Source organism: Pseudomonas sp. Sample_16 (assembly GCF_004307665.1).
Classification (GTDB): domain Bacteria; phylum Pseudomonadota; class Gammaproteobacteria; order Pseudomonadales; family Pseudomonadaceae; genus Aquipseudomonas.
Genome location: NZ_RCOB01000213.1, coordinates 1 through 24351, shown reverse-complemented (window position 1 = coordinate 24351; position 24351 = coordinate 1). Strand labels below are relative to the sequence as shown.

Genomic DNA, 24351 nt, shown 5'->3' with positions numbered 1-24351 from the left:
CTGATCATCATCTCCGCCATGTGCTACGGCCCGCTGGCGGCACTGATGGTCGAACTGTTCCCGACGCGCATCCGCTATACCTCGATGTCGCTGCCCTATCACATCGGTAACGGCTGGTTCGGCGGCTTCTTGCCGACCGTGTCGTTTGCCCTGGTGGTCTACACCGGGGACATTTTCTACGGGCTCTGGTATCCGGTGCTGATCACCGGGGTGAGCCTGGTGGTGGGGATGATCTGTTTGCGTGAGACGCGCAACGTCGATCTGGACAAGAACTGACAGCCAACTCACAAACTGGATTCTGTAGGAGCGAGTTCGCTCGCATAGGTCTCAAGAGCGCCGTGTTCAACCTGAAGGCACGCGCTATCGTTAACGACCATCGCGAGCAGGCTCGCTCCTACACTGACCGAGGCACCGGCATGATCATTTCCTCTGCATCCGATTATCGCGAGGCAGCACGTCGCAAACTCCCACGTTTTTTGTTCGATTACATTGATGGCGGCGCTTACGCGGAACATACCCTGCGGGCCAACAGCGCCGACCTGACCGGTATCAGCCTGCGCCAGCGTATCCTCAAGAACGTCGAAACTTTGAGCCTGGAAACCACCCTCTTCGATCAACCTCTTGCCATGCCGATCATCCTCGCGCCTGTGGGGCTGACCGGCATGTTCGCCCGCCGTGGTGAGGTGCAGGCCGTGAGAGCGGCGCAGAACAAAGGCATCCCCCTGTGCCTGTCCACCGTCTCGGTCTGTTCGATCGAGGAAGTCGTGGCGCAAAGCGAGCAACCCATCTGGTTTCAGCTGTATGTGCTCAAGGACCGCGGCTTCATGCGCAACGCCCTGGAACGGGCGAAAGCTGCCGGGGTGAAGAACCTGGTGTTCACCGTCGATATGCCAACCCCCGGCGCCCGCTACCGCGACGCCCACTCGGGCATGTCCGGGCCTTTTGCGTCATCGCGGCGCATGCTTCAAGCGATGACCCGACCCGACTGGGCGTACAACGTCGGCCTCATGGGCCGGCCGCATGATCTGGGGAATATCTCCAGGTACCTCGGCAAAGCCGTGACACTTGAAGACTACATGGGCTGGCTGGCCAACAATTTCGATCCATCGATCAGTTGGAGCGACCTGGAATGGATTCGCGATTTCTGGAAAGGCCCGATGATCATCAAAGGCATTCTCGACCCGCAGGACGCCAAGGACGCGGTGAGTTTCGGTGCCGATGGCATTGTCGTGTCGAACCACGGCGGCCGGCAGCTGGACGGGGTTCTCTCCACTGCCCAGGCATTGCCGCCGATCAAACAAGCGATTGGCGATGACCTGACGGTGCTGGTCGATTCGGGCATCCGCTCAGGGCTGGACGTTGTGCGCATGCTGGCGCTGGGCGCCAAGGGCGTGTTGTTGGGGCGTTCGATGGCTTACGCGCTGGCCGCCGATGGTCAACGCGGAGTGGAGAACATGCTGGATATCTTTGCCAGGGAAATGCGTGTGGCGATGACGCTGACCGGGGTGACGTCGATTGCTCAGATCGACGAGAGCACCCTGGTACAGGCAATCAAGAATACCGACTGACGATGCTTGTTCCTGCCGTGTGCGCAAACGATTCGTCAGCCGCACAGACAATCACTCTTCAAGCTCGACCACCTCGAATTTCACCTGGTCGGGATAAAACGCCATGTATTCACGGATCTGCGCCACCGACACTTTGGGGTTTTCATAACTCCACACGGCGTTAGCTCCTTCGTGCCCTGGCACTTGCAGACTGAAATAACTGGCATCACCTTTGTACGGGCAGTAACTGGTGTGATCGGTGCGGGCGTAATACTTCTCGTCGATGTCTTCGCGGGGCACGTAGTAAACCGGTGGGTAGTTGGCCTCAAGCAGCACCAGCGCGCGGGAGGACGCCGCGACCTGGATCCCGTGAAACTTCACCAACAGGCAACCGGGCTGCTCGGCAATGGTGATGACAGGGCTGGGACCTGAAGTTTTCATGTATACGTTCCTCGAGACGGTGATGAGTCGATTCATCAGGTATAACGCAACTTGGCTGACCTTGGCGGCCTCGCAGCCGAACGGATTGCGAAGGCGATGAAATCAAATGCAACGCCAAGGCTGTACATCCATACAGATAATGATTGCTCCGGCGCGCATCACCCGCCATCCTGTGCACCTCCCCGGACACTGATCAACGATGGTGGTTATGCGGCTGTACCTCTGTGAAAAACCTTCCCAGGCCAAAGACATCGCGGCTGTGCTCGGCGCCAGACGCCGGGGCGACGGCTGCTGGCTGGGCACGGACGTCACGGTGACCTGGTGCATCGGCCATCTCCTGGAAACCGCGCCGCCGGATGCCTATGACGCGCGCTACAAGCGCTGGGTACTGGCCGACCTGCCGATCATTCCGGGCACATGGAAGATGACCGTCAAGCCGCGCACGGCGAGCCAGTACAAGGCGGTCAAACGTCTGCTCGGTGAAGCGTCGGAACTGATCATTGCTACCGACGCCGACCGCGAAGGCGAGATGATCGCCCGGGAACTGGTGGAGCACTGCAAGTATCGCGGCCCGATCCGCCGCCTGTGGCTGTCGGCGCTGGACGACGCCTCGATCCGCAAAGCCCTCGCGTCGCTCAAACCAGGCGCCGAAACCTTCAATCTCTACCATTCCGCACTGGGGCGCAGTCGTGCCGACTGGTTGATCGGCATGAACATGAGTCGACTGTTCACGCTGCTCGGGCGCCAGTCCGGGTATCAGGGCGTGTTACCGGTAGGCCGGGTGCAAACCCCTACCCTGCGCCTGGTAGTGGATCGCGACCGCAGCATTGCCGACTTCGTCCCGGTCGCCTACTGGGCCATCGACGTGCAACTGCTGCACGACGGCCCTGCTTTCACCGCGCAATGGCGCGCGGCATCCGGAGTTTGCGACGATCAGGATCGCTGCCTGAATCAGGCACTGGCCCAACAGGCAGCCACAGCAATGATGGGCGCGGCAAGTGCCCGGGTGATCAAGCTGCGCACCGAACGCATGCGTGAAGTGGCGCCACTGCCCTTCGATTTGGGCACGCTACAGGAAGTCTGCTCGAAGAAACTCGGGCTCGGCGCTCAGGAAACCCTCGACATCGCCCAGGCACTTTATGAAACCCACAAGGTGATCACCTACCCGCGCAGTGACTGCGGCTATCTGCCCGTCAGCCAGCACGTCGAAGCACCGGCGATTCTCGCCGCCCTCAGGCAAGCCGATCCGGCGCTGGATGCCTTGCGCGATCACCTGGAGCCCCATAGGCGCTCACGGGCCTGGAACGATGCCAAGGTCAGTGCGCACCACGGCATCATCCCTACTGCTGCGGCCAAAAACCTCGAACGCCTGACCGGCAAGCACCGCGCGGTCTATACGCTGATCAGGGCCAGGTATCTCGCGCAGTTTCTGCCCAATCACGAGTATGACCGCACCCAGGCTGATTTCGACTGTGCCGGTGAAGCCTTGCGCGCGGTGGGCAAACAAATCGTCGATCCCGGCTGGAAACGCGCCCTGCCCGAAGCGCTTGCCCCGGCGAAAGGTCGTGAAGCCCCAGCGCCTCAAACCTTGCCCAACCTGCGCGAAGGAATTGATTGCGCAGTGGCCAGCGTGCAGCTCAAGGACCTGTGGACCCAACCGCCCAAACCGTTCACCGAGGGCGACCTGATCAAGGCGATGAAAAACGTCGCCAAACTGGTGGAAGACCCTCTGCTCAAGCAGAAACTCAAGGACACCACGGGTATCGGCACCGAAGCGACCCGCGCCTCGATCATCCAGGGTCTGCTCGACCGTGGTTACCTGATCAAGAACGGCAAGGCTCTTTCTGCCACGCCGGCCGCTTTCAGTCTGATCGATGCGGTGCCTCGCGCCATTGCCGATCCGGGCACTACGGCCATTTGGGAGCAAGCCCTGGACATGGTGCAGAGCGGGGAAATGCGCCTCGAAGAGTTCGTTGCCAAACAGGCGGCCTGGATGAGCAAACAGGTCAGTCGATGTGCCGGTTTGAACCTGACCATCAGCGGTCCGGCAAGCCCCGCCGGACGCGGTGCCACGCCATGGAAAAACAAGCGCAAGCCTGCCAAGCGCAAAGCGGCGACTGGCACCAGACGCAGCGCGAAACCGGCGAGCAAGGGTTGATCGGCCATACTGTCCTGGCATCAAGACAGGAGTTCGCCAGTATGCCCTCGATAGAACTGCACGCCGCGCAACGCGACGAACTGGAAACCATTGAAAACCTGATGCAGTTCTACACCTACGACTTCAGTGAATGGTTGCCGCTGAAACTGAGCGAACACGGCTTTTTCAGCCTTCGCCCCTTGTCGGACTATTGGCAAAAACCCGCCACCCGACCGTTTTTGATCCGGGTCGACGGCGAACTGGCGGGTTTCGTGACCGTGGATGACAACACCCACTTGCCCGGCGCCGATTACAACATCGGCTACTTGTTTGTCAGCCGACGCTTTCGTGGCCAGGGTGTCGCCAGGTTTGTCGTTTCCACCCTCTTGAGCCGATTTCCCGGTCAATGGCAAATTTTCCACATCGAAGCGAACCTGCCTGCTCGGTTGTTCTGGGCCACCGTGATGCCCGATCTCAGCGCAGGCGGTTTTACTCGACATTTCCTCACGGTAGAAGGTTATCCCTGCACCCTTTACCGCTTCGAGGCGCCAGCACCGCCAGCCTGAGTGACGCCTTTACAGCGCCTTTTTTAATTCCTCCCAGCTTTGTCCGACAATATGTAGTGACTGAAAATAATCACTACAAAACCGTTGACGAGCACGATTTGCCCTTGCATGATGCAGACGTCTCCCCGATCGGGAGTACACGCAACACGCTTGAGCAAGCTCGTCTGACCGCCGAGCTGTTTTTTCCGGATACACGCTGCCCACAAGGCAGATTGAAGAAGCTGACCTGGCCTGAACGTCCAGTACAAGGACGAGAAGCGCTGGCGATCCATCCTCATGAAGCTTGTGGCCGACCTTGAAAACGTCGGCAGGGGCCAAAGGTTATCGCCGCTTCTCTTCGTTGTGACGCTATTGCGTAGCAGTTATTCAACACGACTACATGCAGCAGACGCGGGACCCCGTCGTATTGACGGCCGACCGCTGACGTCCTGGTTTCGGTGCCAGGGATCAACTAACCGATGGGCTACTTGTATTAGCGAATCAACTTTGAAAGATCACCAAATGGTCAAGGGGGCTTTATCATGAATCTGAACAATCAACCTACTATCGAAGAACTGGCTCGTATGTTCGCGGCAAAGAAAGACAGCCACGACAGCCATATCCTGTGGATCAGCAAATCGGGTCAGGTTCATATCGATTGCCTGTCGCCACATGCCCATGAAGCAGAGTTCGACCAGAACAACCAGAACCTGCTCGCCCGACTGAAGATGTACCGTCGCGGCCAGGGCTATGTCGGCAAAAAAGCCGCGGCCGACAAAGACTTCATCGGCAATGTCCTGCAAACGCTGAAACAGGCCTGGGATTCGATGCAGAACAAGAACGAAGTTCGGGTGATTGATCGGTTCTACTAATTGAAATGAGCCATTGTTGACTCATAAATAAAAAGGGCCTGCTCCTGATAAGAGCAGGCCCTTTTTAATGGCTGAATGAAAGTGGGGAATGTTGCCACTCAAGACATACCAGCAGCCAACACCACCTGCACAAAAGCCAACGCCGCCGCACTGTGATAGTTGTTTTTACGACGCAGTAATGCAGCGCCACGCTGGGGCGCCTCCCCCGCTAGCGGGATCATGCGCAGAGCGCGGTCGCTGGTTGCAATGGGCTCCGGAAGGATTGTAGCCATTGCCGTATGCCGAATGACTTCCAACAGCGTGTTGACTGAATTGACCTCGATCGCCACTTTCGGCGTTATCTGCGCCCGGGTGAAATACTCGTCAATGCAGGTGCGCGTGAAAAAATCTGCGCTGAGTAAGGCAAACTGCAGCTGCGCCACCTGGTCATGGGTCACGGTGTCCCGGCTTTCATACAACGGATGCGCCTGGCCGACCATCAATCCCAGGGTTTCGGTAAATGCAGGAATCGATTCGATATCAGGGTTTCTCACCTGATCAAACGCAATCGCGATGTCCAGAGAGTCCTGCGCCAACCCGGTTTCGATGTCGTCCATCGACAGCTCGAACACCTCCAGGTGAATGTTCGGGTAACGCGCCACGAAATCGCGCACCAGCGGCCCCACCAGGTAGGCCATGAAAGTCGGGGTCATGGCCAGACGCAAAGTGCCCCGGGACAAATCCTTCACGTCGTGCAGCGCACGCTTGCCCGCCTCCAGCTCTATCAGCACCCGCCGAGCGCATTCGATATACGCCTGACCCGCGTCGGTCGGCTTGACCGTACGCGACGTGCGATCGAACAGGCTGACACCCAGGGTCTCTTCCAGTTGCCGGATCTGTTGTGAAAGCGTTGGCTGGGAAACATGCAGGGCTTCGGCCGCACGGGTGAAGCCGCCATGGTCAGCCACGGCCAACAGGTAACGCAGATGTCGCAGCAGCATGCTCAGACCTTTCTATCTATAGGCAGTACTTATGCCTTGCATTGTATATCGGTCTTGGACGCTATGGATTGAACGGAAGAAGATGGCTTCACACCCAGACACTTCCCCCAGCGACAGGAGAACCACCATGCAACAGTCTCACGCCTATAACGATCCAAGCCTGGCCCTGACCACCGCAATTCTCGATGCCAAAGCTCGCAAAAATCTGTCGTGGCAAGACCTGGCTGACGGCACCGGCCTGGGCCTTGCCTATGTCACCGCTGCACTTCTCGGCCAGCATCCACTGCCGCAAAGCGCCGCAGAGGTGATCGGCGAGAAACTCGACCTGGATGCCGAGGCGGTGGCTCGCCTGCAGATCATCCCGCTGCGCGGCAGCCTTGCGGGTGTCCCGACCGATCCGACCATCTACCGCTTCTACGAAATGATCCAGATCTACGGCACCACCTTGAAGGCTCTGGTTCATGAGCAGTTCGGCGACGGCATCATCAGTGCGATCAACTTCAAGCTCGACATGAAAAAAGTCGAAGACCCGGAAGGCGGTTCGCGCGCAGTGATTACGCTCGACGGCAAGTTCCTGCCCCTGCGTCCGTTCTAAGTCGAAAACGGCCCGTACCACCGTGCGGGCCAAATCCGCTCATCCATGAGGACGCCGCCATGAAAGCGCTCATCGAAGGCTTTGTAAAATTCCAGAAAGAAGTGTTTCCACAACGCACCGACCTGTTCAAACACCTGGCCACCACGCAACAACCGGGTACCTTGTTCATCACCTGTTCCGACAGCCGTGTAGTGCCCGAATTGCTGACCCAGCAAGAACCCGGCGAGTTGTTCGTAATCCGTAACGCCGGCAACATCGTGCCCTCCTACAGCCCTCATCCGGGTGGTGTGTCGGCCACCGTCGAATACGCTGTTGCCGTGTTGGGCGTAACGGATATCGTCATCTGCGGGCATTCGGACTGTGGCGCCATGACCGCTGTCGCCAAATGCACCTGCATGGATCACCTGCCCGCCGTCAGCGGCTGGTTGCAGCACGCCGAGTCGGCGAAAGTCATCAACGAGTCACGGCCTCACGTTACGCAAACGGCGAAAATAAGCGCGATGGTGCGCGAGAATGTGATCGCGCAATTGGCCAACATCCAGACTCATCCAAGCGTGCGCCTGGCCCAGGAAAAAGGTCTGCTGAATTTGCACGGCTGGGTCTATGACATCGAAACCGGCTCGATCGATGCACTCGATGGCAGCAGCCATCGTTTTCTGCCGCTGGCTGAGCATCCTGGCACTTGCGCTGTGCCTGGCAAAGCAATGGAAGCGGCCTGATCAAGGCGATGGCGACCGCCATTGCGGCGGTCGCCCAGCTGAATCACTCAGCGTTTGACGCCCAGATCGATCTGGGTCATGCGGCTGCGGATGGTGAACACGCCATCGCCCGAGAGAATCGCACTGCGCGCAAACAGGCGCCCGCTCTCCCAGTTCGACAAACCGAGCTCCGGCTTGTTGAGCGCGTACTGGCCATCGACCCAACGGGTAATGCCATTGCCGACAAAAGGCGCGTTGACTGCGTTGTAGAAACGCTCCTGCGTCGAGGCATCTTCGCTGATCAGCGACACGGTGAACTGCGGGCTGTAGCGGTTGAACAAGGCAATGGCGCTGTCCAGGTCGTCGACGATTTTCAGGCTGACTTCCGGCGTTTCTTCCCACTCCCACTCGCGGCACAGTTGATCCTCGGGCAACGGCTCGGCCAAGGCTTCGCTCTGGTAGCCTTCGGCGCGATAAACCTCGACGGTTGCATTGAGCCAATCGGCCGGCAGGCATGCTTCGCTGCCTTCGACGATGTGCAACTTGCAGCCCTGGCCCCGTGCCTTGCCGGCCTGTTGCAAGGCATCGAGAAACACCGGCACCAGTTCGGCGGCGCGGTTGCGATGGATCAGGCAAACATTCAGGGTGTTGCAGACTTTACGGTCGAGGGAGTTGCGGACCACGCTGGCGAAGCGACCGGTATCGGCATCGGTATCAGCGATCAGCCACGCACCACCGGTACCGTGCAGGCTGACAGCCGTGCCGGCCTGTTGCGCGATACTGCCCAACTGGCTGACGGCACGTCCCGAACCACGGGCCACGGCCAGCGACAGGCGCCGGTCGGCAAACATCGCCCAACCGGCTGCATGGTTGACGCTTTCCACCAGTGATACCGCGCCGCTCGGCAACCCGGCATCACTCAATGCCGGATTCAACGCATGGGCCACAATGGCTTGGGCGGTGCCCAGCGCATCGCTGCCGATGCGCAGCACCGCGGTGTTCCCCGTGCGCAAAACACCCGCGGCATCGGCAAAAACGTTAGGTCGACCTTCGAAGACAAACGCGACAATGCCCAGCGGCGACACCACTTGCTCGACCTTCCAGCCGTCGTGCTCGACGCAGCTGATCACTTTGCCACGGGTGGCAGAGGCGTCTCGCCAGGCGCGCAGGCCGGCAATCATGTCGCGACGCATGCGTTCATCGGCCAGCAAACGCGTGGTCGACCGGCCACGGGACTTCGCTCGCTCGATGTCAGCCTGGTTGGCGGCTTCGATCAAGGCCCAGCACTGCGGGGTTTCCAGACGCTGGGCGAACAGGTCGAAGAAGTTGCTGATCGCCTGATCCGACACCGCCGACATCGCAGCAAACGCCGCTTGCGCGCGTTCGATTGCCACGGCGGCCGCCTGCTGATCAGCCACCGGGATCAACAGCAACTCGCCGCTGACCTGTTCTACCAGCAAGTGGTCTCCGGGCTGGAAGCGTGCCGCCAGTTCGGGGCTGACCACAGTGACACGGTTACCGGCGAAAGGGATCGGCGTGCCAGCGACTAGACGTTCGAGCGCAAGAGACATGAAGCGGTTTCACCATGCAATGGGCGGGCAGAAAATGTATAGCAAAACACCTGTGTGAGCGAGCCTGCTTGCGATAGCGACCTGACCTGCGGCCTCCACGTATCAAAGTGTGTACAGCCCCGCCCTCGACACAACAAGCCTTAAACCCCCGCGCAAGTGACACAACGCAGATACACCCGCCTGATGAAATTCATCTGTCGCTAAACGGGCACACCTCGCCCGACATCACTGACTTGAAGGAGACACCGTCCATGAATACTTCGATTTCATCGGCCGTCAAAGGCTTGCACCTGAACCTTGATCGCGTCGGCCACTGGATCGCGCCATTGACGCTGCGAGTGTTCCTGGCCTGGGAGTTCTTCGAGTCGGGGCTGGAGAAATACAACGGTGAAAACTGGTTCGCCGACATTCAAGAGCGCTTCCTGTTTCCGTTCAACCACCTGCCGGCCACGCTGAACTGGGAAATGTCGATGTGGGTGGAATTGATCTGCGCCCTAGCCTTGCTGGTTGGCCTGGCTACACGGTTTTCGGCCATCAGCCTGATTGTCGTCACCATCGTCGCAACCGCCGCCGTGCACTGGCCCGCTGACTGGTCGAGCCTGAGCGAACTGGCCCAGGGTTACTCGATCACCAACAAAGGCTACGGCAACTTCAAACTGCCGCTGATCTACCTCGCCGCACTGCTGCCGCTGCTGCTTTCGGGTCCGGGTAAATTCAGTCTCGATGCGCTGCTGGCGCGGTTCTTCTGGCGTCGCCGTCATAACTGAAAAAAAGGCCGCTATTTGGCATCTCCATTTAGCGGCTTGTAAAACTTGAACAGGCCGATGTTCGCCGTATTGGTGTATTCCTTGGCCCAATCCGGTTTAACCGTGCGATCGTGAAAGTACAGCGCGCCTTTGGTGCGATCCGGCAACTGCTTGTTCAGCGCTTTGCGTGCGATCTCCTTGGCAAGGGCGTAAGGCACCTCCTCCTGAACCGAATCGGCACGCCCGTCGCACCACCACGAGAACTGGCAGCTTTTGGTTTCCGAGCCTTGCTTGACCACGCCGCAGACGGTATCGGGAAAGCCATCATGGCCGAGACGGTTCATCACCACGTTGGCCACCGCTTCCATGTCGGCAGCGTCCTTTCCTTTGGCCTCCCAGTAGATCGATCGGGCGAGACACGTGATGGCGTCGTCCAGCGGCGCCTTGCCGGCCGGGTCAACGGCCTGCACTTCAGGCTGGGTAATGGCTTCGGACTTGGGCACCGGTGCCGGGCTGCTGTTCTCGGCAGCCTTTTGCTCCAGCACCTCGGCCTTGTCTTCGGCGACTTTTTGGGTTTGCTGCTGATCGGCGGCCAATGCCGGGCCAGCGAGCAGAATCAGGGCGAAGCAGGTTGTTATCCAGTGTTGGCACATGGTCGGGCGGTACTCTGTAGGCAGTATCGCTAGAGTGTAGTAGTGAAATGATTGCACTTGCGCCACAACTTTCGGGAAAATCCGTTGACTGTGACAAGGCAACTTCGCGCATCATGGCGCAGTCAGCACAAGGAGTTTTCCATGGGTTTTCTACCATCCGCTATGCGCTTTGCCGGTTTGTCGTTGGGAATGCTGTTGGCCGCCAGCGCCGTGGCCAGCGATGAGTCACAGTTGATCGAATCGATCAATCTCTATCGCAGCCAGTTGCAACGTTGCGCCGGTCAGGTTTCATCGGAATTGCCACCACTGGCGGCCGATCCGCGACTGGCACTTTCCGCCACCAGCATTGGCAATCTGCAGCAAGCCATGGTGACTGCCGGCTACCCCATGAAGAACGTGCAGGCGATCAGCCTGTCCGGACCGCGTGATGCGGCATCGGCGATGAAAGCGATTCAGGAAAGCTTTTGCCAGATCGTGCTCGACCCGCAATTTGTCGATGTCGGCGTGAGCCGCCAGGACCGCGAATGGCGAATTGTAGTGGCGCGTCCACTGCTGAGCGCACGCTTGGGCGACTGGCAAGCCGAAGGCCAGAAGTTGCTGGCCGAGCTTAATGCCGCACGCACCAAATCGCGCCAGTGCGGCGCTCAATCGTTCAACGCCACCACACCACTGGCCTGGAACGCCACGCTGGGTGCCGCTGCCGAAACCCATTCACGGGCAATGGCCAACAACAATTTCTTCGATCACAAGGATCGCGACGGCCGCACACCGGGTGACCGCGCGGAACTGGCAGGCTACAACTTCCAGCAGATCGGCGAAAACATTGCCGCCGGGCAGGACACCGTGCGCAAGGTCGTCGACGGCTGGCTCGCCAGCCCGGGCCACTGCGCCAACCTGATGAACCCGCAGTTCAACGAATTGGGCGCGGCGTATGCCAATGATCCGAAGAGCGATGCCGGCATTTACTGGACTGCCATGTTTGGTGCGCAGTGAGCACCTGCCAGCCGCAAGCCCGTCAGCGACGTTACGGATAAATCAATCCATCATAGATCCGCTCGATCACTTGGTTATTAATAGTGATTGGACGCCTATCAACGTTGCTCTTAGCCTGCGCTCAACACTTGCGTCAAAAACGCAAGTCTCTATAAAAGCGCCAAGCGAGGGTGTCATGTCAGAACGGGTCCTGCTAGATGGGTTCTCCCGGCGCGTGGACTATCTGCGGATGTCGCTCACCGACCGTTGCGATTTCCGTTGTGTGTATTGCATGGCCGAGGACATGCAGTTTCTCCCGCGCCAACGGGTGCTGACACTGGAAGAAATCTATCAGCTGGCCGCCAGTTTCGTGGCGCTCGGCACCCGCAAGATCCGCCTGACCGGGGGCGAGCCGCTGATCCGTCCGGGCGTGGTACAGCTGTGTGAAAAGATCGCCGCCCTGCCCGGCCTGCGTGAACTGTGCATGACCACCAACGGCTCGCAATTGGCCAAACTGGCGCAACCGTTGTTCGATGCAGGGGTCAAGCGCCTCAACATCAGTCTCGATTGCCTGGACCCACAGCGCTTTCGCGAACTGACCCGCACCGGTGATCTGGCGCAAGTGATCAAGGGCATCGACGCCGCCAACCAGGCCGGGTTCAGCCATACCAAACTCAATTGCGTGGTGATGAAGGGCCGCAACGACCACGAGATCAACGATCTGGTGAGCTTCGCCATCGATCGTAACCTCGACATTTCCTTTATCGAAGAGATGCCCCTGGGCATCATCGATGAACACAGCCGCGCCGAAGCATTCTGCTCCAGCACACAAGTGCGCGAGCGGATTGCCGAGCGCTTCACGCTGATTGATTCCGCCGAGTCGACCCAAGGCCCGTCACGCTACTGGCGCCTGGCCGAAGCACCGCAAATTCGCCTGGGGTTCATTTCGCCCCACAGCCATAATTTTTGCGGTACCTGCAATCGGGTGCGACTGACCGTGGAGGGACGCTTGCTGCTGTGCCTGGGCAATGAACATTCGGTGGATTTGAAGGCGGTTTTGCGTAGCCATCCAGGGCATCCCGAACGCCTGGAGAAAGCGATCATCGAAGCGATGAAACTCAAGCCCTATCGACACAATTTCGAAGTGAACGACGATGTTCAAGTCGTTCGGTTCATGAACATGACGGGCGGCTGAAGCTGACGACCGCCAGGCGTATCAGCCATTCCCCATCAACGCACAAGAACCATTGGACGCGATAAATCGTTATCCGTAGCCTGAGCTCAATTCAGTGGCATCGACACCAGGAGCGCAGGCTTGAGCGTCTTACCAAAACAGGAACATTCCACGCCCGAGCCGATCAGCCTGCGCGAAGCCTTGCGCTTCTGGATCAAGCTTGGCTTCATCAGTTTCGGCGGGCCGGCGGGACAGATTTCGATCATGCACCAGGAGTTGGTCGAGCGCCGACGCTGGATTTCCGAGCGACGCTTTCTGCACGCGCTCAATTACTGCATGTTGCTGCCCGGCCCCGAGGCCCAGCAACTGGCGACGTACATCGGCTGGCTGATGCACCGCACCTGGGGCGGCGTGATCGCGGGTGTGCTGTTTGTGCTGCCTTCGCTGTTCATCCTGATCGGCTTGTCCTGGGTCTACATCGCCTTCGGTGAAGTGCCGGTGGTAGCCGGTGTGTTTTACGGGATCAAGCCGGCGGTCACCGCGATTGTGCTGCAAGCCGCCCACCGGATCGGCTCGCGGGCACTGAAAAATGGCTGGCTGTGGGGCATCGCCGGCGCCTCCTTCGCGGCGATCTTTGTGCTGAACGTGCCATTTCCGCTGATCGTCCTGGGTGCCGCAGTGATCGGTTACTTCGGCGGCCGACTGGCCCCGGAAAAATTTCGCACCGGTGGCCATGGCGCAACGCAAAAGTCGTTCGGCCCGGCCGTGATCGACGATGACACGCCGCCCCCCGAGCATGCCCGTTTCAGCAGCCTGAAGCTGGCACGCCTGGCGCTGACCGGTGTGATCCTGTGGACACTGCCCATGGCCACCCTGACCGCTTTGTTTGGCTGGGACGGCACGCTCACGCAAATGAGCTGGTTCTTCACCAAAGCGGCGCTACTGACATTCGGGGGTGCCTACGCGGTGTTGCCGTATGTCTACCAGGGCGCGGTCGGTCACTATGGCTGGCTGACGCCGACGCAGATGATCGACGGCCTGGCGCTCGGTGAGACCACCCCCGGGCCACTGATCATGGTGGTGGCGTTTGTCGGGTTCATCGGCGGCTACGTTCTGCAAGTCTTCGGCCCGGACCAGGCCTTTGTCGCCGGTGCCGTCGCGGCAACGCTGGTGACCTGGTTCACCTTCCTGCCTTCGTTCCTGTTTATTCTCGCCGGCGGGCCGCTGGTGGAGTCGACGCATAACGAACTGAAATTCACCGCACCGTTGACGGCGATTACCGCGGCCGTGGTCGGCGTGATCCTCAATCTGGCGTGCTTTTTCGGCTACCACGTGCTGTGGCCCAAGGGCTTCGAAAACCCCCTCGACTGGCCCTCGTTGCTGATCGCGATCGTGGCGGCCATTGCCCTGTTTCGCTTCAAGCGCGGGGTGATCGAGGTGTTGCTCGGCGCTGCGATAATCGGCCTTGGCGTACACATGATGCGATGAATGAAACGTTTACACGCATCAGATTCCCCCCTAGTATCCAGACACGCCCGATGGCGGGTCACACCCGCCATCGACGAATCCCAATGCCGGAAACATCCGATATGAACCGCATTGTCAACCTGCCCATGGCCTTGAGCCGTTCCAAACTCCGTCACTCCGCACGTCCGCCGGATAGCACCCTGCTCGCCTGATCGCGTCCCAAACGCGTAGAGCCTCTTCCTTCGCTAATCCTTTGCCTGCATGCCCCGGATCTTTGTATCCGTAGTCGTGCCGAGGCCTGAATCCGTGCGTCCGCAGGACGCCAACGTGAGTGACGAACAATGAAATTCGCAGCCCTTGAAGACGCCCAGACTTTCCTGGCGAACAACCCCGATATCGACATGATCGAGCTGTTCATCCTCGATGCCAACGGTGTGCCGCGCGGCAAACTGTTGCACCGCGAAGAACTGCTGGCGGTGTATGAAAGCGGTCGTCCGCTGCCCAGCACCATCCTCGGCCTGACCTTGCAGGGCGACGACGTCGAGAACTCCGGGCTGGTTTGGGATGTGGGCGATATCGACTGTCGTGCCTACCCGCTCGAAGGCAGCCTGGTGCGCTTGCCGTGGCGGCAGATTCCGACCGCCGCCGTGCAAGTCAGCATGCACCCGCAGGAAGGCAGGCCGGCGAGCATCGCCGACCCGCGCCACCTGCTGATCAGCGTAATCGAGCGCCTGAAAGCCCAGGGTTACTACCCGGTGATGGCGTGCGAGCTGGAGTTCTACTTGCTCGATGCCAAGCGCGATCATCTCGGGCGCCCGCAACCGGCGCTGGACGCCGACGGCGGTCGACCGCGACACACGCAAGTCTATGGCCTGCGCGAACTGGAACAGATTGAGCCGTTCCTGGCCGACCTCTACGCGGCGTGCAAACTCCATGGCATTCCGGCGCGCACGGCGATTTCCGAATACGCACCAGGCCAGGTGGAAATCACCCTGGAACACGGTGATGCCTTGCAAGCGATGGATCAGGCGGTGCGCTACAAACGCCTGGTCAAAGCCATTGCACACCAGCACGGCATGCAAGCGACCTTCATGGCCAAACCCTTTGACCATTTGGCCGGCACCGGCATGCACATGCATGTCAGCATCGCCGATGCCGAGGGCCGCAACCTGTTCGCCTGCGAAGACCCGGCCGGCACACCGCTGCTGCGCACGGCCATCGGCGGCATGCTCGCCTCGTTGCTTGACTCGTTGCTGCTGTTTTGCCCCAACGCCAACTCCTACCGGCGCTTCCAGGCCAACAGCTACGCGCCGCTGGCGCCGACGTGGGGCGTCGACAACCGTACCGTGAGCTTGCGAGTTCCAGGTGGCCCGGCCAACAGCAGGCACATCGAACATCGCATCTGCGGCGCCGACGCCAACCCGTATCTGGCGGCAGCAGCGATACTGGCCGGCATTCATCGCGGCATTACTGAAAACCTCGATCCGGGGGAACCGGTAGAGGGCAACGGTTACGCACAAGCCACGCAATTGTTGCCGACCGACTGGCTGACATCGCTGACGGCACTGGAAAACTCGGTGTGGGCGCGGGATGCATTGGGGCAGGAATTTCTCGGGGTGTATCTGGCGGTCAAGCGTGCCGAGTATCGGCAGTTCATGGCTGAAGTGGGTGAGCAGGATTGGCGTTGGTATTTGACTGAGGCGTAAGCCCCTGTAGGAGCGAGCCTGCTCGCGATGAGGTCGTGTCAGCCACCATCACTGGTCAATGACACACCGCCATCGCGAGCAGGCTCACTCCTACAACGACTGCACTCCCCCACATTTTCCCCGGACACAGCCATGACTCAACAACGCAGCAATTCCTACTACACCGCCACCCTCAACCAGGACACCGATTACCCGACCCTGCAAGGCCGGCACCGGGTCGATGTGGTGATCATCGGCGGCGGTTTCACCGGCGTCGCCACCGCCGTCGAACTCGCGGAAAAAGGCCTGAAAGTCGCCATTGTCGAAAGCCATAAAATCGGTTGGGGCGCTACCGGGCGCAACGGTGGTCAAGTCACCGGCAGCCTGTCGGGCGATGAAGCGATGCGCAAACAGATGCGCCACACCCTTGGCGATGAAGTCGACGATTTCATCTGGCATCTGCGCTGGCGCGGGCATCAGATCATCAAGCAGCGGGTCGAGAAATACGCCATCGCCTGCGACCTCAAGCACGGCCACCTTCATGCCGCTTACAAGCCCAGCCACATGGACAGTCTGCGCAAGGATTACGACGAAGCCGTGCGACGCGGCATGGCTGATGAGGTCAGCCTGCTCGACCGCAGCCAGGTGCACGATCTGTTGCAAAGCGATCTCTATCACGGCGCAATCAAAAACACCCGCAACATGCACTTGCACCCGCTCAACCTGTGCATCGGTGAAGCGCGGGCCGCAGAGAGTCTGGGCGCGCTGATCTTTGAAAACAGCGAAGTGCTGGAAATCATTCATGGCGATACGCCCGGGGTGCGTACCGCTCACGGCCGCATCGATGCCAATCAGGTGCTGCTGGCCGGCGACGTCTATCACAAGCTTGAGCCGGGCAAGCTCAAGGGCAAGATTTTCCCGGCCATGGGCGGCATCGTCACCACCGCGCCACTGGGGGATCTGGCGAAACAGATCAACCCCGAAGACCTGGCCGTGTATGACTGTCGTTTCGTGCTCGACTACTACCGCCTGACGGCCGATGGTCGTTTGCTGTTCGGCGGTGGCGCCAATTACAGCGGCAAGGATTCACGGGACATCGCCGCCGAGCTGCGCCCGTGCATCGAGCAGACGTTCCCGGCACTCAAAGGCGTGGCCATCGATTACCAGTGGAGCTGCGCGATGGGTATCGTGATCAACCGCATTCCGCAATTGGGCAAGCTCTCGGACAATGTCTGGTATTGCCAAGGCTACTCCGGCCACGGCATCGCCACCAGCCACATCATGGGTGAAATCATGGGCCGTGCGATCACCGGGCAGCTTGAGCACTTCGACACCTTCGCCGCCTGCCAACACATCCGCGTGCCGATGGGCGACTTGCTGGGCAATCCGATGCTGGCGGCGGGCATGTGGTATTACCAGATGCTTGAGCGATTGCGCTGAGTGGTTCGAGCCGGCATTGATGTTGTTTGTGCCGGCCTCATCGCTGGCAAGCCAGCTCCCACAGGTTCAGTGGCGTACACAAAAGCTGTGTTGAACGCGGTCATTGTGGGAGCTGGCTTGCCAGCTCCCACAGGTTCAGTGGCGTATACAAAAGCTGTGTTGAACGCGGTCATTGTGGGAGCTGGCTTGCCAGCGATGAGGCCGGCAAACTCACCGCACCTCTGCCGGCAGTCACACAGCTTGCACCACCTCAATCCCCAACCCGCGGTAATCCTCGATATTCCCCGAGGCCACATGCCGCTCGGTAATCAACGTGTGCAAACGCGAACACGGCGCAACCACGAACGGTTCCACCGCGCCAAGCTTGTCCGCCGTGGTGACCGCAATCACATGGGACGCACTGTCGAGCATCGCCTGTTTCACCGGCACTTCATCAAAATGCAGCGAGCTGATGCCCACTTCCGGGTGAATCGCGCATACCCCGGTGAACAGCAAATCGGCTTTGATCCCTTCAAGTAGACGCAAGGTTTCATGCCCGCTGGCCGACAGCGTCGCCGGGTTGAGCTGGCCACCGGCCAAAATCACTTTGACGCCCTTGTACTCCGACAGCGTGATCGCTGTCATGGGCGACGCAGTGACGGCCGTGATGCGAATGTCCAACGGCAACGAACGCGCGATCTGCAATGTGGTGGTGCCGGAGTCGAACATCACGGTCTGGCCGTCTTCAACCCGTTCGGCCGCCAGTTGCGCAAGACGGGTTTTCACCTCGTCGGTCTCGCTGATCCGGGTGAAGTAATCCTTGCCAGTGTCTTTGGGCCGCGGCAACGCCCCGCCGTGGACTCGCTGCACCAGTCCGGCCGCGGCAAGCTCCGACAGATCGCGGCGAATAGTGTCTTCGGACACGGCGAAATGCTGGCTCAGCCCCGACGCCATGACTTTGCCGTCGCGCTCGAGGATCAAGAGGATTTTCTGCCGACGCAGATGTGGGAGTTCGGTTGCGGAGTGATCCTGCATGCTTGTGCCTGTTTACGCGTTAATCTGCGGGTTTAGCGAGATTAGCCAAACCGCCCGACAAACACAAACCATCGCACCAGGTATCATTTGTTTCGATCTTTCAAATCATGAAGCCGAATTTTTTATTCAGCGGTGGCCTGTCCAAAATGGCGTCCATCTCTCCTATTCCGGATGAAAACTTCATGAATCTGAATTTCGCGTTTGCCTGCATGATCGTGGTCTCGTTTACCATTGCACTGGTACATACCTGAACAGTCATCGAACCCCTTGCGAAACCGTGGGTCTGCTCCTGGGAAAAATAAACATGAATGTGCCGGGAGTATCTGCTTCCTAGTCGCAACTTGTCGCATCGGCCAAGCCGATTCGCCGGCCCATTGATTCTTCATCGCCGTGCTGCTGGCAGAGGAACTCGCGTATCGCTTCGGCGGTTCGCCTGGCGCTGGTTACCACAAAAAAATGCCCCTCGCCCTTCAAGACGTGCAGCTCGGCAAGGCGTATGGTGCGGCGCAGGATATGCGCGTTGTACAGTCGCACCAGAGTGTCGCGCTCGCCAGTGAGGATCAGTGTGCGCTGGCGCAGACGGAATAACCGCAGCAGGCTTGTCCAACCGACCAGCGCTGTAAGCTGATGGTAATAGGTTCTCGGGTTGGCCGTGAGCATGCCGTTCACCACACCGAAGCGCAGCAGCGTCTGAATCGAATGGCGCGAGCGTTCCTGTTTGCGCAGATTGGCGCTTTTGCTCCTGCCAAAGAAATCCAGGACATCGGCGGGCTTCACCAGCATCGCCGGGCCGGCCGAGGTAGCTGCGAGGATCAGACGGCGCACCATGCTCGGGTACCGCAGGGCGAATTCTTGCGCCAATGCACCGCCCCAACTCACGCCGAACACGTCGATCTGGTCGACTCCCAATTGCCTGAGCATCCCGGCGATCAAGTCGGCATGGCGCGGCAGACGCATTGGCCAGCGGGGCATTTGCGATTTGCCGACCCCTGGCACGTCCAGCGTGATGGTCTTGTAGTCTGCCAATTGTTCGCGCAGAGGATCGAAAGTGCGGATCAGACCACCCAGGCCGTTGAGCAAGAGCAGCGGCGAGCCTTGACCTCGGATTGAAACGTTCAGCTGCAAATCGTCAACGGTTAATGTGTGCGTTCTCATCGTTTTGCCCCTTGGCATACTTTCCCTGCATACCCTTTCCACACACAACATTGAGCAGAATCACTCATCTCACGCGCCTGGGTTTGTCACTTGAATGAAGATCGACCAGGCCCCCAGCACTATCCAGAACGTCGTAAAAATCCATGGCGTACGAACCGAAAACAGCAAGGCTTTGCGGTAGCCCTTATGGGTGGACTCTCGTTCGGAAAACAAAGGCGATTCGTCATAGGCCAATCCCATTAGTGGTTCACTGCGAAGCAGCTCACTCTGTTTGAAATACCAATGATCGATGATGTCATAGGCCGCTCGTATTCCGGGCCAGGCGTTCAGTGAGCTGAGTACCCCAAACAGCGCCAGAAACGGAGGTACCACCAACGTAAACAGTTTCCCCCACTCGGGGTTCAGATTGGCCATGCAGGACGCAAAGGCAATCACCAAAAATGACTGAGCGGCCAAGTAAGCGTCTGTTCGATTGGCCAGAATACTGGTTTCGTATTGAATCTCCCTTCGGTAGAAATCCAACCGCTCCTTGGGCGATCCGAACATCTTTGCGTTGTGCTCGCTCAATTCGGTTTCGTCGATGTAGGAGGTCAAAATTTTCGGCACGATAGACTCACTCTGATCGGTTAGTACGGTCGCGTACAACCCAATGCGGCATCAAGAAACATCATGATGCCTTTGTTACGCAGGCACATGACCAAACTCCTCAGGCCAAAAAGGCGCCGATACTCATTCGGTGATTCACTGAATGCGGCGTCCACAGTCATCTGAAGGTGATGGACAGGAGAAAGTTTATTCAAAGACTTTTCAGATTCGACAAGCGGCATGACCGGCTACCGCTCAAGCATTTATTTCACCAGTCGTCGGTTGAGCTTTCGCACTTCCAAACTTACCTGACGCAAACGCTATCTACACTGCGTCTACTGCAGCCTGGCTCTGCTGCACGTGCATCAATTACTCGCGACATGCCCCGCAGCGCCTGTGTTCACCAGCGCCTTCAACGCTGCATCGAACTGCTTCAAGGCATTCACTTGTAGTTCGGTCTGCTGACCAATCTGCGCGGCAATCTGCGGCGCGGCCTTGCCATGCACCCACACCGAAGGCATTTGTTGAGCACGCGAACCTTCAGCCTGGCCGATGTACTGCAAGTTCGCATCGTAGAATTTGGCCATGAATCGCGCCTCAACCTGGCTGTTGCGCTTGGAGACCAGGCGGCTGTAAGTGTCGAGCATCACTACCACATCCGGATGGGCCTGTACCGCTGCATCCAGGCTGTCGTAGACCGTTACCGACGCGAACTCTTTCTGCAACGATGCCATCAACCAATTGATCGCCCGTTGCGGATCGGAGCTGTCAACAAACGCCTGGCTGATCCGCGAATCCAGTTGGGGATTCTTCGCACCGTTCACTGCCACCGCGTGGTAGCGCTCGAGGTATTGCTGGGTGTTAAGGGTGTTTTCGCTATAGAGCACCGCCACGGTCTTCGCCTGTCGCAAACTGGCAGCACTGTCGGCAATGGGCAGGAAGTGGCAGGACGGGTCAGCCGCAACGGCCGGATCGGCAACAGCAAAGCCACCGCTTAATACGGCGATAAAAGCCAGCAAGGTCGACATTCTCATCGCGCTGATTCCTTCAAAGGCGAGATCGATATGACCCTATCCTCCTCTGATGACAGAAAAACAGAACTTGCATTGCTTAATGATGAGTATCGAGCAAATGAATGGTCGCTATGAGCGCACGCGCCCAATCGTCCGCAGAACGCGAGGCATCTCGTACCTTGATGAATTGCCTCGAGTGATACGTCGCGGATACCTCAGCGCCTTCTACTGTTTCCCGCGTGTTACCTCAGCGACGCAGTTGTCACTTCTGCGCCGCGAGGCAGGCCAATAGAGTATGGCCTTCGGTGAGTTTTCAGGGTTGACAGCCTGTCGGCCTTGCCCTGCGCCGATCCCCCATCACGGAAGAGGTGAAATCATGAGTTTTGTAAAAGTGGAAAAAAACCAGAGCAGTGCCCCGTCGGAAGCCGACATGAAAAAAGCCATGGTCGAGGCTGGCGGAACACCGGGCGAGTGCAGCGGCACCAATGCTGCCCGTACCTTGACTTACACCGGCGTGGTCAATCACACCGTGTATGAGAACAAGCTGATCGAGGTCGCCAAGGGCAAACGTACCAGCTGGAATTTCGTCTGGGCCGACGCGCAGGCCGCTTGAAACCAGGGCGAGGCGGCCTCTGGGTCGCCTCGTCGTTGCTTGCATTTGATACAACGCGGTTACCCGCCTGTAACGCCAAGATACTTCGCTCCCCTGCCCCATGAACCTAGAGTGAAGCCCTCAATGGACCGACCGGGATCACTCTCCGCCGCCCCATTGATTGCCCAACACACCACCAAGGAAGAGGGAACCATGAGCAAATCAATTGCTGTCAGCCAACAAAGCCAGCAGCTTCACAATGATGTGCAAGAAGCCGTCAAATCGATCATGGGTGCAACGCAACTGAAGACGTCAGACTATAACCGGGTACTGAGATCCGCCCTGGCGGCAACGCAAAAAGTCGTCACCATCGAGATCGCCGCCGGCGATCTGACCCTGCTGAAAAAATCTGGCTACAAGCTGTGCTTTGCCAAGAAAGTCGGCACAGCAGACTACAACGTGGTCTGGCAGTCGTATGACGCATACCTGAGCAACAACGAGTTCAGCTGGACTCCGCAATATCAGCTGTTCGCTTCCAACGTGTTCAAGGAAAACGTTCAGGTCAAAGTCTCGACCAATATCGTCAACATAGGATTGGGGCAGACTTCGACACTCGATGAACACGGCCTGTTGAGCCCGGCGGTAACGGGGGGACCGGACATCTCCATGACCTTCGTGAACAACTACGCACCGATTCATCCAGGCATCAACCAATTGTCCACCGGCATCGATGGCAAACAGGTCAGTACGCCGATCTATGTGGCCGTCGATCAGGTGGTCACCGGCAACACGGTGTTGACCCCCGTCGAAACCATCCTCGTGTGGTTCGAACAGAACGTGCAGACCAGCACCATGTTCAGTACCTCACGCTCCAAGGCGATCGAAATCGACCTGACGTTCGATAACACCGCAGGTCGCCTTTACGAAGGCGGTCAATGGAAAACCGTGTAACCCCTGCAACGGGGCGGCCTCAGGGTCGCCCCTTTTACTCATCGATCGCGCCGTTGGCAAAGTAGCCCGTCAGCGACAGGCAGATCGACTCGGCCAACGCTTCCTGGGTGGCGATGCCATAGGGCTGGTTGCGGTCGAACTGTGCCGACCAGCGAATCCGCCCCTGCGCTACATCCACCAGCCGCAACGACGCCCGCACCCGTGCCGGCTCGACCCGCACGCTGCCCTCCAGGCAATAGCAGTAGCGTCCACCGCGCCCCATCGCGGCAGCTTTGACGCTGTTGCGCGGCACTTTCAGCAATACATGGTTAGTGCCTGTTTGGGTTTGTTCGAATGACTCAAACAAGCGGCAGCTCAACTCCTCACACAGCCCTCGGGCAAAATCGTCGCCGTCGCGGGTAATGCAGGTGAACGGCTGGATCTGCAACACCGGGTGGCGCGTGCCGATGTGTTTATGCCGAAAGCGCTGATACACCAAGCGATAACAACCCGGGGGAATGCTCAGCCGTACCGGCTCTTGCTGGCCGCTGGTGGCGTAATGCGCGGCGAGCTTTCGCCGCAACCGGCCGACCTGCACCCGCACCACCGGATCGTCACCCGTGCAATAGACGGCCGGATCACGACGAAACACCGCGATGCCAATGGCGTACTCGGTGAGCTGGGTGTTGGAAGATTGCAGGTCATGCTCGACCAGAAAGCGCAACAAACTGCCCATGCGCCGCGATTTGGCAAATAACGGACTGGCCAGCAACGACGCCAGCACCCGCTCCATTTCTTCTCGATCAAGCGGTTCGGGAACCCCGTCCGCACTCGATTCGACCATGCTCTTGATCACCATCGCCTGCCTCCGTGCAGGTTGCCGACAGGAATAGAAATCGTACTCCGTGGGTACACACGCAACGTCAGCCGAGAACAGGCTCGGACGCTGCAACGACGAAGCTTAGCAGCCGTGCCGGAATGAGCAGGCGAATGCAGTGATAGCAACCTGACATCCGACGAACGTTAGCTTTCGGATCGGCCATACACTTAAGCGTTATCACTTTGTGATGAGGAACGGGTTCGCATGAACGACGCGCACCCAAGGTGCGCAAGAAACAGCGCCGAAACGCCAGGCGAAAAAAACCCGCATCACTGCGGGTTTTCTTTACGGCTCAAGCGGATTGCCTCAACCACGACTCAATGGGTTTTTTTCGACCCCGACGGACCGGCATTGGTCAGTCCCTTGGTGTTGTGATCACCCGGTGTAGTCGTCGAGACGGCCCGGGCTTTGCTGATGCCACGGGTGTCTTTCGAACTGGCAATGCCTGAAGTCGCGGTGCCATGACCGTTGTCGTCATTGCGCTCACTGCCATAATGGTTACCGCTCACCCCGTGATTGCGGGTGGCTTTACCGGCATGATCGCTGGCCAGACCCTTGCCATGACCGCTGCTGGCGGAGCTGCCGCCGTGATCGGAACCGCTGCGACCACCGCTGTGACCACCACCATTCCCGCCGCCGTGGCCTCCACCGTTTCCACC

General features: G+C 59.0%; 24 protein-coding genes and 1 pseudogene. 15 read left to right on the top strand and 10 right to left on the bottom strand.

Translation table 11 applies throughout. From position 1 onward, the window contains the following. Together D8U69_RS27940 and lldD are read left to right on the top strand one after the other, a co-directional pair. Positions 1–276: pseudogene (locus D8U69_RS27940) on the top strand (MFS transporter); the annotation flags it as partial. A 140-nt stretch (positions 277–416) separates the two neighbouring features. Next, the gene (gene lldD, locus D8U69_RS27935; protein WP_056853506.1) at positions 417–1568 is read left to right on the top strand and encodes an FMN-dependent L-lactate dehydrogenase LldD; all 1152 of its coding nucleotides are present in this window, start codon (positions 417–419) and stop codon (positions 1566–1568) included. A 51-nt stretch (positions 1569–1619) separates the two neighbouring features. On the opposite strand, the gene D8U69_RS27930 is transcribed toward lldD, so the two are convergent. Continuing rightward, complete coding sequence (locus D8U69_RS27930) at positions 1620–1988, bottom strand: DUF427 domain-containing protein (protein WP_056853480.1); 369 nt, start codon at positions 1986–1988, stop codon at positions 1620–1622. A gap of 208 nt (positions 1989–2196) precedes the next feature. Between D8U69_RS27930 and D8U69_RS27925 the strand changes: the two genes are divergently transcribed. The 3 genes from D8U69_RS27925 (at position 2197) to D8U69_RS27910 (ending at position 5542) form a co-directional block, all read left to right on the top strand. Beyond that, positions 2197–4146 carry a DNA topoisomerase III gene (locus D8U69_RS27925; protein WP_130908578.1) on the top strand — a complete coding sequence of 650 codons (1950 nt, stop codon included), beginning with the start codon at positions 2197–2199 and terminating at the stop codon, positions 4144–4146. Between the two features lie 41 nt (positions 4147–4187). Beyond that, on the top strand, positions 4188–4691 hold the full coding sequence (locus D8U69_RS27920) for a GNAT family N-acetyltransferase (RefSeq protein ID WP_056853478.1): 504 nt from the start codon (positions 4188–4190) through the stop codon (positions 4689–4691). A gap of 521 nt (positions 4692–5212) precedes the next feature. Continuing rightward, complete coding sequence (locus D8U69_RS27910; RefSeq protein ID WP_056853476.1) at positions 5213–5542, top strand: hypothetical protein; 330 nt, start codon at positions 5213–5215, stop codon at positions 5540–5542. Between the two features lie 98 nt (positions 5543–5640). Here the strand turns inward: D8U69_RS27910 and cynR are convergent, their stop codons facing one another. Further along, positions 5641–6522 carry a transcriptional regulator CynR gene (gene cynR / locus D8U69_RS27905; RefSeq protein WP_056853475.1) on the bottom strand — a complete coding sequence of 294 codons (882 nt, stop codon included), beginning with the start codon at positions 6520–6522 and terminating at the stop codon, positions 5641–5643. A gap of 127 nt (positions 6523–6649) precedes the next feature. Here cynR and cynS point away from each other — a divergent pair, with 127 nt between their 5' ends. Then, entirely contained in the window at positions 6650–7117 is a 468-nt protein-coding gene (cynS, locus tag D8U69_RS27900) for a cyanase (protein WP_056853474.1), read from the top strand. A 59-nt stretch (positions 7118–7176) separates the two neighbouring features. After that, entirely contained in the window at positions 7177–7836 is a 660-nt protein-coding gene (locus D8U69_RS27895; protein ID WP_056853473.1) for a carbonic anhydrase, read from the top strand. Between the two features lie 47 nt (positions 7837–7883). Here the strand turns inward: D8U69_RS27895 and D8U69_RS27890 are convergent, their stop codons facing one another. Then, the gene (locus D8U69_RS27890; protein WP_130908577.1) at positions 7884–9386 is read right to left on the bottom strand and encodes an aldehyde dehydrogenase family protein; all 1503 of its coding nucleotides are present in this window, start codon (positions 9384–9386) and stop codon (positions 7884–7886) included. A gap of 251 nt (positions 9387–9637) precedes the next feature. On the opposite strand from D8U69_RS27890, the gene D8U69_RS27885 reads away from it, so the two are divergent. Further along, positions 9638–10153 (top strand): DoxX family protein, encoded by a 516-nt coding sequence (locus tag D8U69_RS27885; protein ID WP_056853471.1) that lies wholly within the window; start codon positions 9638–9640, stop codon positions 10151–10153. Positions 10154–10164: 11 nt separating this feature from the next. On the opposite strand, the gene D8U69_RS27880 is transcribed toward D8U69_RS27885, so the two are convergent. Continuing rightward, entirely contained in the window at positions 10165–10785 is a 621-nt protein-coding gene (locus tag D8U69_RS27880) for a cell wall hydrolase (RefSeq protein WP_056853470.1), read from the bottom strand. Between the two features lie 141 nt (positions 10786–10926). Here D8U69_RS27880 and D8U69_RS27875 point away from each other — a divergent pair, with 141 nt between their 5' ends. The 5 genes from D8U69_RS27875 (at position 10927) to D8U69_RS27855 (ending at position 17523) form a co-directional block, all read left to right on the top strand. After that, positions 10927–11778, top strand: coding sequence for a CAP domain-containing protein (locus D8U69_RS27875; protein WP_056853469.1), 852 nt, complete (start codon positions 10927–10929; stop codon positions 11776–11778). A gap of 175 nt (positions 11779–11953) precedes the next feature. Next, the gene (gene moaA / locus D8U69_RS27870; RefSeq protein ID WP_056853468.1) at positions 11954–12952 is read left to right on the top strand and encodes a GTP 3',8-cyclase MoaA; all 999 of its coding nucleotides are present in this window, start codon (positions 11954–11956) and stop codon (positions 12950–12952) included. Between the two features lie 120 nt (positions 12953–13072). Further along, a complete protein-coding gene (gene chrA / locus D8U69_RS27865; RefSeq protein ID WP_130904730.1) occupies positions 13073–14419 on the top strand; it encodes a chromate efflux transporter in 1347 nt (448 codons plus the stop codon). A 320-nt stretch (positions 14420–14739) separates the two neighbouring features. Beyond that, the gene (locus D8U69_RS27860) at positions 14740–16104 is read left to right on the top strand and encodes a glutamine synthetase family protein (protein ID WP_130908576.1); all 1365 of its coding nucleotides are present in this window, start codon (positions 14740–14742) and stop codon (positions 16102–16104) included. Positions 16105–16236: 132 nt separating this feature from the next. Then, entirely contained in the window at positions 16237–17523 is a 1287-nt protein-coding gene (locus tag D8U69_RS27855) for an FAD-binding oxidoreductase (protein WP_130908575.1), read from the top strand. Positions 17524–17754: 231 nt separating this feature from the next. On the opposite strand, the gene D8U69_RS27850 is transcribed toward D8U69_RS27855, so the two are convergent. The 4 genes from D8U69_RS27850 to D8U69_RS27835 form a co-directional block, all read right to left on the bottom strand. Beyond that, positions 17755–18537: a DeoR/GlpR family DNA-binding transcription regulator gene (locus tag D8U69_RS27850; protein WP_130908574.1), complete on the bottom strand. Its 783-nt coding sequence runs from the start codon at positions 18535–18537 to the stop codon at positions 17755–17757. Positions 18538–18867: 330 nt separating this feature from the next. Continuing rightward, entirely contained in the window at positions 18868–19692 is an 825-nt protein-coding gene (locus tag D8U69_RS27845; protein ID WP_130908573.1) for an alpha/beta hydrolase, read from the bottom strand. Positions 19693–19761: 69 nt separating this feature from the next. Continuing rightward, entirely contained in the window at positions 19762–20238 is a 477-nt protein-coding gene (locus D8U69_RS27840; protein WP_130904781.1) for a hypothetical protein, read from the bottom strand. A gap of 404 nt (positions 20239–20642) precedes the next feature. Next, complete coding sequence (locus D8U69_RS27835; protein WP_056853461.1) at positions 20643–21311, bottom strand: hypothetical protein; 669 nt, start codon at positions 21309–21311, stop codon at positions 20643–20645. Between the two features lie 355 nt (positions 21312–21666). Here D8U69_RS27835 and D8U69_RS27830 point away from each other — a divergent pair, with 355 nt between their 5' ends. After that, the gene (locus D8U69_RS27830; protein ID WP_056853460.1) at positions 21667–21903 is read left to right on the top strand and encodes a hypothetical protein; all 237 of its coding nucleotides are present in this window, start codon (positions 21667–21669) and stop codon (positions 21901–21903) included. A 192-nt stretch (positions 21904–22095) separates the two neighbouring features. Continuing rightward, positions 22096–22833: a hypothetical protein gene (locus D8U69_RS27825; protein ID WP_056853459.1), complete on the top strand. Its 738-nt coding sequence runs from the start codon at positions 22096–22098 to the stop codon at positions 22831–22833. Positions 22834–22867: 34 nt separating this feature from the next. Here the strand turns inward: D8U69_RS27825 and D8U69_RS27820 are convergent, their stop codons facing one another. Both D8U69_RS27820 and D8U69_RS27815 read right to left on the bottom strand, forming a co-directional pair. Beyond that, positions 22868–23671: a hypothetical protein gene (locus tag D8U69_RS27820; RefSeq protein WP_130908572.1), complete on the bottom strand. Its 804-nt coding sequence runs from the start codon at positions 23669–23671 to the stop codon at positions 22868–22870. 338 nt (positions 23672–24009) lie between these two features. Further along, the coding region (locus D8U69_RS27815; protein ID WP_130908571.1) for a hypothetical protein at positions 24010–24351 on the bottom strand (342 nt) is incomplete at its 5' end.